13 protein-coding genes are annotated in these 15657 nt (G+C 71.9%); 5 read left to right on the top strand and 8 right to left on the bottom strand.

Annotation, left to right across the window (positions count from 1 at the left end):
- The first annotated feature begins 94 nt into the window (after positions 1-94).
- The 3 genes from BBK14_RS31765 (at position 95) to BBK14_RS31755 (ending at position 3944) form a co-directional block, all read left to right on the top strand.
- The gene (locus tag BBK14_RS31765; RefSeq protein WP_071066842.1) at positions 95-2170 is read left to right on the top strand and encodes a protein kinase domain-containing protein; all 2076 of its coding nucleotides are present in this window, start codon (positions 95-97) and stop codon (positions 2168-2170) included.
- Positions 2171-2337: 167 nt separating this feature from the next.
- A complete protein-coding gene (locus BBK14_RS31760; RefSeq protein WP_071066911.1) occupies positions 2338-2778 on the top strand; it encodes a carboxymuconolactone decarboxylase family protein in 441 nt (146 codons plus the stop codon).
- A 146-nt stretch (positions 2779-2924) separates the two neighbouring features.
- Positions 2925-3944: an ADP-ribosylglycohydrolase family protein gene (locus tag BBK14_RS31755; RefSeq protein WP_071066841.1), complete on the top strand. Its 1020-nt coding sequence runs from the start codon at positions 2925-2927 to the stop codon at positions 3942-3944.
- A 109-nt stretch (positions 3945-4053) separates the two neighbouring features.
- Here BBK14_RS31755 and BBK14_RS31750 read toward each other — a convergent pair whose 3' ends face one another.
- From BBK14_RS31750 to BBK14_RS31740, 3 genes are all read right to left on the bottom strand, one after another.
- Positions 4054-5172, bottom strand: a complete 1119-nt coding sequence (locus BBK14_RS31750) for a S8 family peptidase (RefSeq protein WP_235013724.1) — start codon at positions 5170-5172, stop codon at positions 4054-4056.
- Positions 5173-5347: 175 nt separating this feature from the next.
- Positions 5348-6331 (bottom strand): hypothetical protein, encoded by a 984-nt coding sequence (locus BBK14_RS31745; RefSeq protein WP_071066839.1) that lies wholly within the window; start codon positions 6329-6331, stop codon positions 5348-5350.
- 140 nt (positions 6332-6471) lie between these two features.
- A complete protein-coding gene (locus BBK14_RS31740) occupies positions 6472-7005 on the bottom strand; it encodes a peptidase inhibitor family I36 protein (protein ID WP_071066838.1) in 534 nt (177 codons plus the stop codon).
- A 1076-nt stretch (positions 7006-8081) separates the two neighbouring features.
- Between BBK14_RS31740 and BBK14_RS31735 the strand changes: the two genes are divergently transcribed.
- Positions 8082-8705 carry a hypothetical protein gene (locus tag BBK14_RS31735; protein WP_083391389.1) on the top strand — a complete coding sequence of 208 codons (624 nt, stop codon included), beginning with the start codon at positions 8082-8084 and terminating at the stop codon, positions 8703-8705.
- Positions 8706-8942: 237 nt separating this feature from the next.
- Here the strand turns inward: BBK14_RS31735 and BBK14_RS31730 are convergent, their stop codons facing one another.
- Entirely contained in the window at positions 8943-9287 is a 345-nt protein-coding gene (locus tag BBK14_RS31730; RefSeq protein WP_071066837.1) for an ArsR/SmtB family transcription factor, read from the bottom strand.
- Between the two features lie 67 nt (positions 9288-9354).
- On the opposite strand from BBK14_RS31730, the gene BBK14_RS31725 reads away from it, so the two are divergent.
- Complete coding sequence (locus BBK14_RS31725) at positions 9355-9918, top strand: LLM class oxidoreductase (RefSeq protein ID WP_241832014.1); 564 nt, start codon at positions 9355-9357, stop codon at positions 9916-9918.
- Here the strand turns inward: BBK14_RS31725 and hepT are convergent.
- From hepT to BBK14_RS31700, 4 genes are all read right to left on the bottom strand, one after another.
- Entirely contained in the window at positions 9894-10316 is a 423-nt protein-coding gene (gene hepT, locus BBK14_RS31720) for a type VII toxin-antitoxin system HepT family RNase toxin (protein WP_071066836.1), read from the bottom strand. The two genes, BBK14_RS31725 and hepT, sit on opposite strands and share 25 nt — an antisense overlap.
- Before the next feature lie 3 nt (positions 10317-10319).
- Entirely contained in the window at positions 10320-10712 is a 393-nt protein-coding gene (locus BBK14_RS31715) for a nucleotidyltransferase domain-containing protein (RefSeq protein WP_071066835.1), read from the bottom strand.
- Positions 10713-11981: 1269 nt separating this feature from the next.
- Complete coding sequence (locus BBK14_RS38625; RefSeq protein WP_157904373.1) at positions 11982-12149, bottom strand: hypothetical protein; 168 nt, start codon at positions 12147-12149, stop codon at positions 11982-11984.
- Positions 12150-12584: 435 nt separating this feature from the next.
- On the bottom strand, positions 12585-14729 hold the full coding sequence (locus BBK14_RS31700) for a diguanylate cyclase domain-containing protein (protein WP_241832013.1): 2145 nt from the start codon (positions 14727-14729) through the stop codon (positions 12585-12587).
- Positions 14730-15657: the final 928 nt, after the last annotated feature.

Here is a 15657-nt window from a genome sequence, read left to right as displayed (position 1 = left end):
AGCAGCGCGCTCATGACATCACGGACAGGGGGCGGACGACGCCCACGGCAGGATCGACGCAGCGGCCCGGCCGGGCCGGTAACGAGGGGGCACGGTGCTGACACCGCTGGCGGCGGGTGACCCCCGGCGCATCGGCCCGTTCGAGATCCACAACAGGATCGGCGCCGGCGGGATGGGCTCGGTGTACCTCGGGTTCACCGCCGAGGGCCGCGCCGCGGCCGTCAAGGTGCCCGCCGAGGGCCTCGCCGGCGACCCCGAGTTCCGCGCCCGGTTCCGGCGCGAGGTCGAGGCCGCCCGCCGGGTCCGCGGCCGCGCCGTCGCCGCGGTCGTCGACGCCGACCCCGACGCGACCTCGCCCTGGATGGCCGTCGAGTACGTCGAGGGCACCAGCCTCGCCGACGCGGTGATCCGGCACGGCCCGCTCGAGCAGCGGCTGCTGCACGGCTTCGGGGTGGGCCTCGCCGACGCCCTCGTCGCCATCCACGCGGTCGGCGTGGTGCACCGCGATCTCAAGCCGTCCAACATCCTGCTCGCCTGGGACGGGCCGAAGGTGATCGACTTCGGCATCGCCCGGGCCAGCGGCACCCCGACCCACACCCGCACCGGCATCCTCGTCGGCACCCCCGCCTGGATGGCGCCCGAGCAGCTGCGCGGCGAGCGCGCGACCCCGGCGGCCGACGTGTTCGCCTGGGGTGCCTGCGTCACCTACGCGGCGACCGGGCACCCGCCCTTCGGCGGCGCCGAGCCGGCCGACGTGCTGACCGTGCTGCGCCGCGACGAGCAGCCCGACCTCGACGGCGTCCCGCCGGACCTGCTGGCCGCCGTGCGGGCGGCGCTGGCCCGCCGGCCCGAGGCCCGCCCGAGCGCGGCGGAGCTGGTCCGGACGCTGGTCACCGAACCCGGCTCACGCGGCGGCTCCCCTGATCCCGCCCGGGCGGCGGCGAACGCGCTCACCCCGTGGCAGTGGGAACCGCCCGCGTCACTCGCGCACCACCCCGCCCACTCCGGCCGGGATGAGCGACCGGCCGCCGAGCGGGCCGAGCGACCAGACCGGGGCGAGCGACCAGACCGGGACGAACGGGCGACGCAGACGGCGCGCGGGGAACGAGAACGCGGGGAGCGGGGCGAGCGCGGAGAACGTGCCGGACGGATCGCGGCCGCGGCCGGCGCGGTGGCCGGCGCCGCCAACCCGGGCGGGCCCGCCGCCGGCATCCGGCGGACGGCGACGCGCGGGCCCGGGGGGCCGGCCGGCGGCCAGGGGGACGGCCCGGCGAAGTTCCGCGCCGTCGACCGGCCCACCCAGCCACTGGCGACCCGCGCGGACCCCGGTTCCTGGGAGGAGCCCCCGGGTGGGGACTCCTCCCTCGGCACCGTGCCCGTGCCGCGGTTGTCGGCGCTGGCCGACAACCGGAACGAGACCACCGACCCGTCGATCCGGCCGCGCCGGACCGCCACCGTGGCCTCGGTGTCGGCGTTCAACGCGGCGGAGGTGACAGGGCCGTTGCTGACCGCCCAGGCCCCCGCCGCCACCGGGGCCGGAGGGACCGGTACCAGTACCGGTAGCGCCGCCGGCGGCGCCGGTACCCGGGCCGGTGCCGGCGACCAGCCGACCGGCCGCGACCGCGAGCCGGACCACCCAGGTGGCGCCAGGGCGGAGCCGGGGGCCTGGCCGCCCGACCCGCGGGCGTGGCTGAGCCTGCTGGCGGCATCCGGCCGGCGGGACCGTGCCGCCATGGTCGCGGCCGTCGTCGCCTTCGGGCTCGTCGTCGGCGTGGTCGTCCTGCTCACCGCGTCGGACGCCTCCCGGGCGGAGAGCGGCCCGAGCCGCCCGTCCCCGGGCCCGTCGCAGCGGGGCGTCACCGCCACCACCCCGCCCGCCACCACCTCCCGGCCCACCGTGGTCGCGCCGACCACCGTCGCGCGTACCGGCCGTGCCGAGCCGGGGCAGGGCAGCGCGCCGCCGACCCAGGCCGGCATCCCGGCCGGCCCGGAGCCGACGGCGGGCGTCCGGACCGACCCGTCGGCGCAGGCGACACCGACGCACGCCGTCTCCCCCACCGGCGACGCCTCCGCCCCGCCGACGCCCGATCCGTCGCTCTCGGCGACACCGTGCGCCGCCGGAGCCCGGCCGGAGGGTGTTGTCGCCACCGCCACGCCCGAGCCCTGCTGACAGGACGCCCCGCCGACGCCGATGCCCCGGCCCGCCCGCTGGCGGCGCCCCGACGCAGCCCCGATCATGTGACCGGGAGCACATYGAGACGATGTCACGGTGCGCCCCGGGACGTCGTCGTCGAGGTGGAACCATCCCACGGCACGCACGATGACGAGGAGGTCACCATGCAGCGCATGGACATGGCGAGCGTCGTACCGAACGCCTACAAGGCGGTGATGGGCCTGGAGAAGTACGTCCGGTCGACCGTCGACGGGACCGTGCTGGAACTCGTGAAGCTGCGCGCGTCGATCCTGAACGGCTGCGCGTTCTGCGTGGACATGCACAGCCGCGACGCGCTCGCCGCCGGCGAGTCGAGCCGGCGGCTGTTCGCGGTCGCCGCCTGGCACGAGTCGCACTTCTTCAGTGAGAAGGAGCGGGCGGCGCTCGCACTGACCGACGCCGTCACCCGGCTCGGCCAGGACGGCGTCCCCGACGACGTGTGGGACGGCGCGACGAAGGTCTGGAGCGAGGAGGAGGTGGCGAACCTGGTGGTCGCCATCGCGACGATCAACGTCTGGAACCGCGTCGCGATCTCGACCCGCACCCAGCCTCCCGCGACGGTCTGACCGTCCGCGGACGGTCAGGCGGATCGCGAGAACGGTGAACTGTGGCGGCCTGAGCGAGTCCATAGTGACACTCAGCCGCCGCGCATCGCCCCGGACTGCGTCGGGGCATCCGGGGGCGTCGGGATGGCTGGCCGGGGGAGGGTGTCGTGACGTCCAGGGGCCAGACATTCGCGGGGGGACCGGCTGGGGCGGCGTCCGCGGCGGGGCGGATCGCGGGGGCGCTGACGGCGTACGCGTGCGGCGACGCCTTCGGGCTCCCGTGGGAGGGGAGCGCACCGCGGGACGTCGACCTCCGGCGGGCCGCGGACATCCCGGCCCGCGGGCGGTGGGAGCGCGGCAGCACCTCCGACGACACCGCGCTGACTCTGCTCGTCGCGGAGCACCTGACCACCCACGGCGGCGCGGGTGATCCGGCCGCGCTGATGGGGACGCTGGCCGACCGGGCGGCGTCGATCTACGGGCTGGGCCCGAGCACGATCGCCGCGATCGAACATTTCCGCGCACACGGGAGGCCACCGGCGCGGGGCGGCCGTACCAACGGCGCCCTCATGCGGGCGCTGCCGATCGGCTGGGCGACCGCGCCGGAGGCGACGGAACGGCGCCGTCAGTGGGTGCGCGCGCTGTCGGCGATCACCCACCCCGACCCGGTCGCGCAGGCCGCGGCCGCCGTCGCCGCCGCCTGCGCATCCTGGGCGGTCGAGGGCGTGGACGGGCCGATGCTGCTGGCCGTGGCGGCGGCGGAGGCCGACGCGCTGGCCGGGATCGCCTCGCCGGCGGCGTCCGACGCAGTGGCAGGAACCGACGCGCTGGCAGGGGTCGACGCGGTTCAGTCGCTTTCCGCTCTGGTGAGGGCGATCGAGCGGGGACGGTGGGCACCACCGCCGGCCGGGGTCAGCCTCGACCCGGTGGAGACCCTCGGCGCCGTGTTGCACTGCGTGGCGACGAGGCCGACGCTCGGCGCGGCGCTGACGGCCGCGATCGGTCTCGGCGGGGACACCGACACGGTCGCCGCCCTCACCGGCGGAATCCTGGGGGGCCGCCACACGCCCGAGGAGGTCCGCGCGGAACTCCCCTGGAGCTCACATGCCCTGCTCCCGCCCCGGGGCACGATCGACGTCCTCGCGGACGGCCTGGCCACACTGCGCGAGCCGGGCCCGGCGGGCTGACGCGAAGCGCGTCTCCCCGCCGAGCCCGGCCTTGTACTGKGCTGTCTCAGGTTTTCAAGATCCTTTTTGCCCGAGGCGGAACGTCAACATTGTTGACTATCTTGATGGGTCAGAAGCCCGACCCGCGTGAGTAGAGCAGCAGGTTCGGCGAGCCGGCGCCGATGTTGGTCAGCGCGCCGCGGGTCGCGGTGTCCACGATCGCGTCGCGCACCTTGTTGGGCCCGGCGCCGGGATGCTGCTGCAGGTAGAGCGCCGCCACACCGGTGACGTGCGGGGTCGCCATCGACGTCCCGCTGATGGTGTTGGTGGCGGTGTCGGAGGTGTTCCAGTCCGAGGTGATCCCGGTCCCCGGAGCGAAGACGTCCACGCAGGAGCCGAAGTTGGAGTACGTGGTGTCCCGGCTGTCGGCGGTCGTCGTCGCCCCGACGGTGATCGCCCGGGGCACCCGCGCGGGCGAGATGGCGCAGGCGTCGTCGTTGCTGTTTCCCGCGGCCACCGAGTACACCAGGCCGGAGGCGATCGACTGCCGCACCGCCTGGTCGAACGCCCGCGACGCGCCGCCGGTCAGGCTCATGTTCACCACGGCGGGGCCACTGCCGTGATGGGCGGTGACCCATTCGACGCCGGCTATGACGCCGCTGACGGTGCCGAACGCGGCGCAGTCCAGAACACGCACCGAGACGAGCCGCACCGACTTGGCGACGCCGTGCGCCGTTCCCCCGGTCGTTCCGGCGACGTGCGTGCCGTGGCCGTTGCAGTCCTCGGTTCCGTAACCGTCATCGATGACGGAGAAACCGCCGGAGGCGCGGCCACCGAAGTCCCGGTGGCTGGTGCGGATACCGGTGTCGACAATGTAGGCGGTGACCCTGGCGCCGGTCGAGGCGTACGTGTACGCCCGGTTCAGTGGGAGCTTGCGCTGGTCGATGCGGTCCAGGCCCCAGTCTGCCGTTCGCTGCTCGGTATCGGCCCGCACCACCTGGTCGGGTTCCACGTAGGCGACCTCGGGATCCGCCCGGACGGCGGCAAGCTGAGCCGGGTCGAGCTGCGCGGAGTACCCGTTCAGCGTGTACTGGAACTCGCGGGTCACCTGGGCACCGAGATCCCGGGCCCGGGTCGCGGCCGCCGCGGAGGCGGCCGCCGAGGGCGCGGATTTCAGCACCACGATGTAACGGCCGGTGAGGTCGGGCGGCGCCGCGGACGCGGCACCCGGAGCAGTTAACTGGGTCATCGCCACTGCGCCGATGAATCCGCAGGTAGCCGCGGCCCGGCGTAGATGTCTCTTCACTGCTGCGCACTTCTCCTAACCCGGCCGGAGGATATCCGGCCTCGTCGCGCATGATTCCGTTTGATGGTTGGAAGCCGAACTTCGGTTCGCTTTCGCTGACTTCCTCGGGCTGGCAGGGCTAACCGAGTCCGAGGCTCCGCGCGACCTTCAGCTGGATCTCGTTGGTGCGCCTGATGCGCTCCAGCGGCTCCCGATTCGCGGCGACCTCGGGGCGCTGGATCTCCGACTCGACGGTGAACCAGACGCCGACCAGATTGGTCTGCCGCTTACAGGCGATGTCCGTGGTCGCGACGGTGATCTCCGCCGCCGACACCGGCCCGCTGCGGAAACGCGGGTCGCCGGCGGCCGCCAGCGGCGTCGGGTAGTCGAAATGATGGCCGTGCATGCACCCCGACCAGGCCCGCAGCGCCGCGCGTACCCGGGGGTCACGTCCGGAGTCGACATAGCTGTCCTGGGCGAGCCGCTGGGCGAGGTACATGTCCTCGACCAGCGGTGCGCCCGCGGTCAACCGGCGCTGCGCCTCACCGGAGCAGCCGCCGTCCGGCACGGCCTGGCCCGCGACCGTCCCGCCGCCGGTCCCGGTGAGCACCTCCAGCGTCCGGGGATCGACCGGTCCCGCCGATCCCGCCGGTCCCCCGGGCTTCGACGGGCCGGACTCGGGATCGGCACCGGAGTCGGGACCGGGCTCCGACACCCGGAATCCGGTCGCCCTGGCCTGTTCCAGGTCGGTGATGCCGTAACGGCGCTCGTTCAGCGTGGCCGGTCCGTCCACCGCGCCGGACCGCTGCGGGCTGGGCAGCCCGAACCGGTGCATGCACTCGGCGAGCAGGATCCGGTAGGACCGCGCGACCGCTTCGGACTCTTGCGGCCCGAGCAGGTAGCGGTCGAGCGGAAGGTGCAGCGCGGCGCCGTCGAGCAGCGCCGGCGGGCTTGTCGCCGACACCGTGGCCGCCGGCTGCGGTGGCGCGGCACCGCAGCCGGCGCCGAGCGCCGCCGGCACCAGCGCGGATGCCAGCAGGCAGCGCGCGGCGCGCCGCGGCCACCGGGCATCGAGCCACCCGCGGGGAGCAGGGCACCGGTGGCGGCCCGCCCTGGGGGGCATCGAGTCTCCTCTCGTTCCACCACCGGACTCCGGCCGACGGACCCGGAGCCGGTCCCCGTCATCGGTGACGGGGACCGGCTCCGCACAGCGTCCCGTCGGCGGGAGCGGTGAAATCAGGACGGATCAGCCGTTGGTCCGGCTCAGATCCACTGGAACGACTCGACGTTGTTGCGGAACGTGCTGGTGAAGTTTCCCCCGCTGTTCGGGGCAATGGTTCCGTTGGTACCGGTGTAGTTCACGCCGGTGTAGACCCGGGCGGTCAGGTGGCGGTCGTAGTTCCAGACGGACTCCGAGTTGTTGCCCACCCAGGCGCCCTGACCGACGCCGGGCGAGTTGAACTGGTTGTTGTTGAGGTTGCTGTCCGAGAAGAAGAAGTCCGCGTGGCTGCCCGAGTAGTTCTGGAAATACCACAGGCAGAGGTCGCCGTCGCCGTTGCTGTACAGGTTGCAGGCGCCGTCCAGGTGCGCGGCACCGACACCCCCGGTGCTGTTACGGGTGGCCTTGGTCGAGGCCGCCCCGACACTCGAGACGCTCGCCGGCGCGGGCGCGTCGACCTTCGGGCTGGTGACGGGGCCGGTGGCCGCGCCGGCCGGCTGCCCGACCGCGACCATTCCGGCCATGAAGGCCCCGCCGAACGCGATGGCCATGCCGCGACGAATAGCTGTTCTGTTCATGAAGAAGCTCCTTGCGTAGTTGGGTCGGTTCGTGCGTGCCGCTCCCGCGACGGCATCTGGATCACTCTCCGGAAAGTTGATCGAAATCGTTCACGCATCATGTGGCCGGGTGTCCCTCCGACCTGACCGCGAGATCGACCACGACTCGAATCGCCACCTGACGGACACATTTCGCGCCTGCCGCCGGATCACGTTTCGGCCGTAAACCACCGCCCGGATAAGTAGAACCCGTATGCGCGACGAAAATATGAGGGCGAGGCGGTCGGTGTCCAGGACGCCCACCTGGCGCGTGTCGACGGCAATGGCCGGCGGAATGTCACCGTCGCACACGTGTCGCACACGTCCGGCCGAAACAGAAGGAAAGTCCGGATACGTTTGGCGATTCGGGGCGACGTGCCCGGGTTACGGCACGTATTCGAGGCCCCGGCCGCGGCGGAGAAACGCCTCGACGCCCGGCGCCACGCGGCGACCTGTCGTGGCCGCGACACCAGCCGCCGCGTGGCTCCCAGTGTTCTCGCCGACGGCGGCCCACCCCGCCGGCCATCGCAACGGGGCGATCGCCGCACCCGGGCCCGCCGGCCGCACGCGCGGCCCGCCGCCGACCGTGGAACCCGAGAGCCGGAGAGACCAAGAGGGGCCACAAGGGTAGGAAAGGGACGAAAGACATGGCCCGAAGGTGCCGGTCGCGAACCTGACACCGCTGGCGGTTCGAACAGTGGCATCGCTACCGACCGGTAGATCAACCGGCGTCGCGCCCGGCCCGTCGGGCACCGCCGCACGGGCACCCCCGGACCACGTGCGCCACCGGGATGTCCGCTCCCCGCAGCCGGTCCGGGACGCCCCGTGACCCGCCGACCGCCCGACCGCGGACACCACCCCGAAAACGACGGGGCCACAATTCCGGCCGGCGCCGCCGATGTGCCACACAGCGCGCGATGTTGTCGCCGCAACAGTCACGGAGTTACCCAACTCCCGGTCGTTGACAACCCGACGACCGTTTTCCTACGGTCGCCCTGCGTCCGGACAGATGGCCTTGGAGAAGCCGGCGGGCGAAACCAGCGGCCAGAAACAGGGCCGTGCTGCCCGCGCGAGCCGCGCTCGTTGTCGCGGCCGCCGCGGTGGGGCTGTCCGCCTGCCTTCCGGCCCAGGGCTCGGGCGGCGGCGCCGGCCCGGTACCGAGCGCGACCGCCTCGGTCACCGCCGCGCCGACGAGCACGGTTCCGCCCAGCACCGCCCCGACCAGCACCGCTCCCGCCGGCACGCCCGGCCCGAGCACGCCGCCCACCGCGGGTGCCACTCCCACCGCCGGGGCGACGCCGGGCACCAGCCCGGCGCCCGGCGGAGGCGGCGGGACTCCCGCCGCGGCCGCACTGAGCGGTACCGGCTACGCCGACCACGATGAATGGGCCTCGTGGCGCGGCTGGCCGGTCCAGATCTCCGAGACCTGGAACGACGCCAAGAACCCGGCGACCGGCGTCACGACCTGGGGGTCGATGAACGGTCTCTACACGGTCAAGCAGATTCCCGTCGGTGACTCCCCCAACACCGTGGCGTTGGACGACGACCATCGCCAGCCCCGTGCCTACACCAGTAACTTCTGGTCAGGTGACGTCTCGGTGATCGACCTGAAGCGCGGCGCCGTCGTCGCGACGGTCCCCGTCGGCGGCAATCCACTCGGCGTGGCGGTCCTGAAGAAGTAGCGGCGGGCCCACCCTCACCGCCCGAGCGAGGTGCGAGTTAGCCGGTTGGGCGTCGGGCCGTGACTCCGCCCGACGCCGGGGTCGGCCGCCTGGCACGCGCCTGGAAGCGGCGATTATGAGCACGGACTGGCTCAGTCTCGGCCAGTCGCGTTCGCAACGACCCGGTTGTCGGGAGTGCGCACCTCCTGGCGGCAACCGGAGCCCGGCCTGTCCTACACCGACCCGGACAGGCGGCCCTCAGTGCGTGGCGGCCGGCTCGCCCTCGGCGAGAACCAGGGCGAGCAGGCCCGGGAAGCGGGCGTCGAACTCGGCCCGGCGCAGCCGGTTGAGTCGACGCGGACCCTGGTCGACCTGTTCGAGCAGGCCGGTGGCGCGCAGAACGGCGAAGTGGTGACTGGCGGTGGCCTTCGACACCGCCAGGTCGAATGTGCCGCAGGTACGGGCGAAGTCCGCCTCGCCCGCCAACGTCCGCACGATCGACCGGCGCACCGGGTCGGCCAGCGCCTCGAGCGCCTCCTGCAGGCTCACCTCGCCCGGGTCCGTGTGCCGCAGGCCGAGTACCCGTCTCGACTTCGTCGCCATTCTCCCCTCAGCCTCACTTTCACCAACCTCCCAACTGTTCGACCGCTATCGAACAGTTCTGGGACGGGTGGGCATCTGGTCCCCGTCTTTCGCCTGGAACATGCCGGATGCCGCCGAGGCGGCGGCGGAGCTCGACGAGCTCGGGTACGGGGCGCTGTGGCTCGGCGCCTCCGCCCCCGAGCTGCGCCAGCCAGCACAGCTGCTCGCGGCGTCCCGCAGGATGGTCATGGCCACCGCGATCGTCAACGTGTGGGCCACCGAGGCCACCGCGCTCGCCGCCGCCTTCCACGAGGTCGCACGGACGTACCCGGACCGGCTCCTGCTCGGCCTCGGCGCCAGCCACGCCCCCAGCGTGGCGGCGCTCGGCAGGACGTACACCCGGCCCCTGCGATACCTGGCCGGCTTTCTCGACACCCTCGACACGGCGCCGGAGCCGGTGCCGGCCGGCTCCCGTGTCCTGGCCGCGCTGCGCCCGAAGGCGCTTGCTCTCGCGGCAACCCGCTCCGCCGGGGCCCATCCCTACCTCGTGACCGGGTACCTGAATCCGGCCCTTCGCCACGGGATCCTCACCCGGCGGCTACCGTCGCACCTTCCCGAGGCCGTGGGCTACGCGTCCGTCTCGGACACATAGACGACCATTTCCCGGACGAATTCGTCAAGGTCGTCGAGGGCCCTCAGCCGGGCGATGACGATCTCGTCGTTGACGTCGATGTAGTCATGGACGAGGACGTTCCTGAAGCCGACGGCCTTGCGGAGCGACCGGGCGAGCGCCGGGTCCATCGCTCCGTGATCGCCGAGAAGGCGGACCGCGTCGCCGTTGTCCGCTGGTGGTCCCCAGCCCCGCGCCGCGCAGATGTGCTGCGCGACGTCGACGCAAGCCTCGATCGCTGTCACGAAGGTGTACTTGACGCCGCGCAGCCAGATCGGGTCCGCGCGGCGCTCGTCGCCGGCGTCTGCCTCGCTGCGCAGCACGGAAAGGTCGTCGGTGACGGCGCGGAGCAGGCGCAGCACCCGGACCTGGTCGACCACCGGTTACACGGTCCTGGGCAGCAGGGCGGCGGCGAACTCCCGGTGGGAGCGAGTGATCCGTGGGAGTTCGTCGAAGTAGATCTTTCTGGTCATCGCCTCCCAGTGCACGCGCGCGGCCCGGTCGTCTTCGAAGAGCAGTGTTCCGCCGACGGCGACCCGGCCGGCAAGCTCGAGCGGAGCGTTGTCCAGGACGAGGAGGTCGACTCCAGGCGGCAGAAGTACGTCGAAGGCGTTGGGAGGCCGCGGCCCGCCGAAGTAGGCAGCGATGTCGATGTCCGAGTCCGCCCGCTGGCGCCCGACAGCGCGACTGCCGTGCAGGTAGGCGAACCGCGCGCCCGCCTGACGCAGAACGGCGACAGCGTCGTGCGTCGCCGTGCGTGCGAATGTCTCGTCCACACCCCGATCTTCGCAGACGGGACGGCCGTGCGGCATTCACCTCCGCCCGCGTCGCGATCCGCACCGGGCGCGCGGGGCGGCCACACGCCGCCGCCCACAAGCCCCCTCCGGCGGCGGCATCGCAGAAAGGCCGTCCGACCGAGCCCCGTGCACGTTACCTTCCGTCGCTCCGATCCGTCATAGCCGTGACTCGTCAGTCGAGTGGGCGGACGCCCCAGGAGGAGAGTTGACGATGCAATCACGGATGACCAACCCGGCGATGGTGCTCCCGCACACGATGGAGGCGATCCAGGGCCTCTACAAGGCGATKAGCACGACGGAGCAGCCGCGACCAAGTGGCGCTTCCGCGGCCGTGCCGTGTTCGCGCATCACGGGTCACGCGCCCCTATCGTCCAGATTGAGCAGAATCGGACAGGTCCGCGGCGCGGTGCTGCCATTCATGCGGGAGTGAGCATGGTCGACGGGACTGACGACGTCTGGGCTGGCGACGCGGGAACCGACGGCACGGACTCCGTACCGATCGACCGGACGACGCCTGACACGACGCAGGACGCCGAGCCCGATGCGGCGCAGGACGCCGAAGCGCCGGGCCGAGGGTCCAGGCCCACTGCGAGGCTGGTGGCCTGGTCGCGCGACGTCGACCGGGCAGAGGCGTTGGTCGCGGTCTCGATCGTGATCGCGGCCGTCGTTGCCCTCGTCGGCTCGTTCCGATTCCAGACCAAGCCCGATGCGGAGGGCGACCACTACCAGTCCGGCTACGAAGCGGCCCTCGTCGACCTGCGCAACGCCCCGATCGGCGAAGAGCAGGACCTGTCGACCGACGAGGATCGGGCGCCGCCGGCGGCCGGCGATTTCCCGCCGCCGCCGGACCGGGGCGTCCGGCTGGCACCCGGCGCCTATCGGGTGCTGTTCGAGGGCAGCGGGATCCCGGACCGGCATGGCGCGGCGGTGGTGACCGCGATCGGCGACGACGCGGTGACCTGCCGGGCGAGCGACTGGGACGACCACCGGGGCGACGAACAGGTCGACGTCGTATGCGTCGGGGCGGGCGGAGAGCCGGCGGACGCAGCGTTCTCGGTGATGTTCGCCTACCGGCTGCCCGGCGACCCGGGACACGACGAGGTGTTCGCGTACCTGCGGATCGACAGACCCTCGCCCCCTGCTGCGCCGTCGATCGCTGCTGGACCAGTGCCGCCTGCCGCGTCCTCGACATCCGCTGCGGCCTCGGACCAGCAGGCCGAGCCGATGCGGCTCACAGACGGCTGGAGTTCAGGGGAGGGCACGGTCGAGGTGGTCCGGCTCGCCCGGGGTCGGCACGAAGTCCGCCTGGTGGCGGAAGGTTTCGGTCGGATGGCGGGAAACCTGCAGGTGAACGCGCTCGGCGAAGGTGACGTCTTCTGCGCGCCGACCGACGTCGTCGCGGTCGACGACGGTCACGACACTGCGACGGTCACGGTCGGTTGCATCCGCGACGGGGCCCTCGCCGACGTGCCGTTCGCGCTGACCTACGCCGGGTCGCCGGCCGGCGGCGACGAAAGGTCGTCCACCCACCTTGCCTACCTCGTCAACGGTGTCCGCCTCGCCGGTGACGACCGAAACGGGACGGGCTCGGGTCGACTCGACGTGCCGCCGATCGCCGACGGTGCGGGGCGACCGAGGTCCACGGCAAAGAACCGTCCGGCCCGGCCCGCACGGAGCAGGGCCGCAGCGCCTCGCCCACATCACAAGGCTCGCGGGGCCGTGGCGCCGAGATCCCAGCAGGCCTCGCGGTCCGCAGCGATCAGCTCACCGACGATGGTGATCGGCTCACGCAACCGCTTCCATCTCAGACCAGTCGTGATGGTCTCGACGCCACGGACCGCACCTGCAATGTCACTGTTGCCGCGGCTGACCAGGCAGTGCGGCTGGCGGTCCGAAGAACTGTCCTTGTCCGAAGCGGCAGCCATGGCGCGCCAATGTGCGTGCCTGCTCTCGGTTCTGGACGCCGGTGGCAACGACCGTGAGACCGAGGTCCCTGGCGAGGGCGAGCAGTGCCCGGCGGAGCAGGTCGGCCCGGTTGGCGCTGCCCGTCAGGCCGCCGGCGTAGTAGCTGTCGAACATGAGTATCTGGATCGGCAGCTCGTCGAGCGCCAGAAAGGTGCTCTGGTTCCTGGCGATGGCGTTCAGCGCGAGGCGCAGGCCACGGGTGACGCATGTCCGCAGGCTGCGCGCGGCCTCCTCGTCGAGGCACTCCATGTCCGTAAGCCTGAGGATCAGGGCCTGGGCGGGGATGCGGGAGGCCACCAGCGCCGCCTCGACGTCGGGCAGTAAGTCACCAGCCGGCCTCGCCGCCGAAACGCCGACGCAGACGGCGACGTTCTGCCCTGTCTGCCTTCGGTAGTGGCCGATATCATGGCAGGCGCGGCCGAGGATCAACTGTTCGAGCTGTGCTCTTAGCCCCACTCCGGTTGCGACCGTGACCGTCTGCTCTGCCGTGAACGACCCGAGCGTCGGATGGTGCCAGCACGTTGAAGCCTGAAACGCGACCGTGTGATGGCGGGTCAGATCGACGATCGGCTGATAGAGGACATCGATGACGCCGCCGGCGGGATCGCCCCGCAACAACTGGGACAGCGCGAGTTGCGCCGTCGGCGACCGGTCGTGAGCGAAGATTTCAGGATCGTAGACGACCAGACTGTTTTTCCCCCGCCGCTTGGCTGCGTACATGGCGAGATCCGCCTGCTGGACCAGGTCCTCGGCACTTATCGAGGATGCCGACACGGCGACTGTCAGGCCAAGGCTCGCGTGAATGGCGCACGGCTGCCCGGCGAGAAAGCACGGTGCCCGGACCACCGCGGCCACCCTCTTGCCGACCGCCTCGGCGTCCGCGGCATCGTCCGCCAAAAGAACCGCGAACTCGTCGCCACCGAGACGGGCGACCGTGTCCGAGGGCGGTACGCAACCAAGCAGCCGCCGAGCGGTTATCCTCAGCAATTCGTCCCCGGCCGGATGACCCAGGGTGTCGTTGACACTCTTGAAGTCATCGAGATCGCAGAAGAGCAGAGCCAGCCGGCCGCGGGCTCGCCGAGCGACCGCCTCTTCCACCCGGTCACCGAACAGCACACGGTTCGCCAGCCCGGTCAGCGGGTCATGGAGCGCCTGGTGGCGCAGCTGGCGACGGCTGCGCTGAACCCTGTCCAGCAGCTTCTGGTTGTCCGCCAAAGTCAGCATCTGCCGGATCAGCACCATCAGCACGAGCGCGAAGATGCCGTATATCTCGATCGGTTCGACCCGCGCCTCGGTTGACATCTGAATGACCGCCAGCACGCCCAGCGCGGACAGCGGAACGTACGGGAGGAATATCCTCACCCAGCGTACGCCGGGTCCGGCCCGCCAGCCAGCCCACCGGACGCGCCACGAGTCAGGAGCGGATTCGAGACTTAGGGGGGCAGCGGCAACTACAGAGCCAGTCGATGGCCGTGGTGGCGCGATGCAGGCAAGCCCGATCATCACAGTGCCAATGGCGTTGGCGGCTTCGAGTTGCAGGGGCTCCGGTTGGCCGCTCGCGATGAAGTAGAGCGACACGTGCAGAAGTATGGTGATGGAGGCCAGCCCGCCACCGAGCAATGCGAACGACTTCTTCTGGTGCGGGCGCCGGAACGCCGCTACGAGCAGGACGGTGATCAGTAGCAGGAGACATCCGATGCCGAACGCCAACAAGGCCGCGAGACTAACTGGTGCGGGTGCTCGCRCACGCACCAGAGGCTGGAGGACGACCACCCAGCCGAGCAGGCTCAGCGAGCCGGCGAGGAGCACCGCGTCCATTACGGTGACAGTCCGCCAATGGGTGCCGTGCTGGCCGGCTCGGCGCACCGGCTCGTCCTCCGGGCTGAGTGGGTCGGTGGGAAAAGCCAGCAGCGCGGCAACGGATGCTGGAATGAACGCCAGATACGCCGGTTCCGTCCCCGACAAGGGTGGCACCGGGCTCTGGCCCGAGAACAACGCCCTGACGGAAGTGATGACCAGGCCGGCTGCCACCGTGATCCATCCGGTGAGAAGGAGCAGTCGCCAACGTCGCTCGCCACCCCTCGCTCGCCGTGCCGACCACAGTTCGCACCCACCCTGGAACGCTATAGCGGCCATGCCGCAGGCGCGGACCACCAGGTCAGCGGTGCGCGAGGGAAGGACGAAGGAAGCGAGCATGACTGCGGGCGCGACTGCCGCCCACACACAGACTATTCGGCGGAAAACGGCCGCGCCGCAGTTCGGTGCGTCGCACTCCGCCGCGGCCGCTCGAGCGATCTCCGCGCGCGACATCGTCCTCTCCGCCTGGGATCATTTCCGCCCATCTGGCCTGGATCGTCCTGCCAGCCGGAATGGATCGCCGCGACGAACCTCCCTCGGACCCATCCAACCGAAAGCGACGCCATATATACCCAGAGCGATGGCGCGTACATTAGTACGGGCGGACGAAGACCGCCAACGAGCCGAGGATGCCCGATACGCCCTCCGTGCGTTCCTCGCCCCGATCCCAGTGCCGATCAGACCGAAACGGCCTGGCGATCCACCCTGGAGCCAGCCACACAGCACGTCCATGAGCTCCGGCACACGCTCGGCATCCGGCCCGGTGTGATGCAACTTGGCATTACATGTCTCCAGCCGGAGCGCCCGTTGTCACCGGGCGCGCCCCCGGAGCGACAGGCGGGTTTCGGCGAGCCGACCGGGCCGACCGGGCCGACCAGCCGGGGCCCCGGTCGGGAGGATGACCGGCCCGCCGGCGGCGCGGGGGGGCGCCCTGGGCGAAGCGCCGTCATCATCCACGCCGGGTCCGACAGTTCCCGATCGTGACCATCTGAGCTGGGCAAGCTCCAACAGGCGGGCTGGCGGGCACGGTGTCAGTATTCGGCCCGGGGGACGTCGGCCCGGCTCTCCCGGCGGCGTGGCGGGCAGCGACCAGCCCGCGGAT

Origin of the sequence: Parafrankia soli, from assembly GCF_001854695.1 — a bacterium.
Lineage (GTDB): Bacteria > Actinomycetota > Actinomycetes > Frankiales > Frankiaceae > Parafrankia > Parafrankia soli.
Note: the sequence above shows the minus strand (reverse complement) of the source record. Positions and strands in the feature narration are given on the sequence as shown.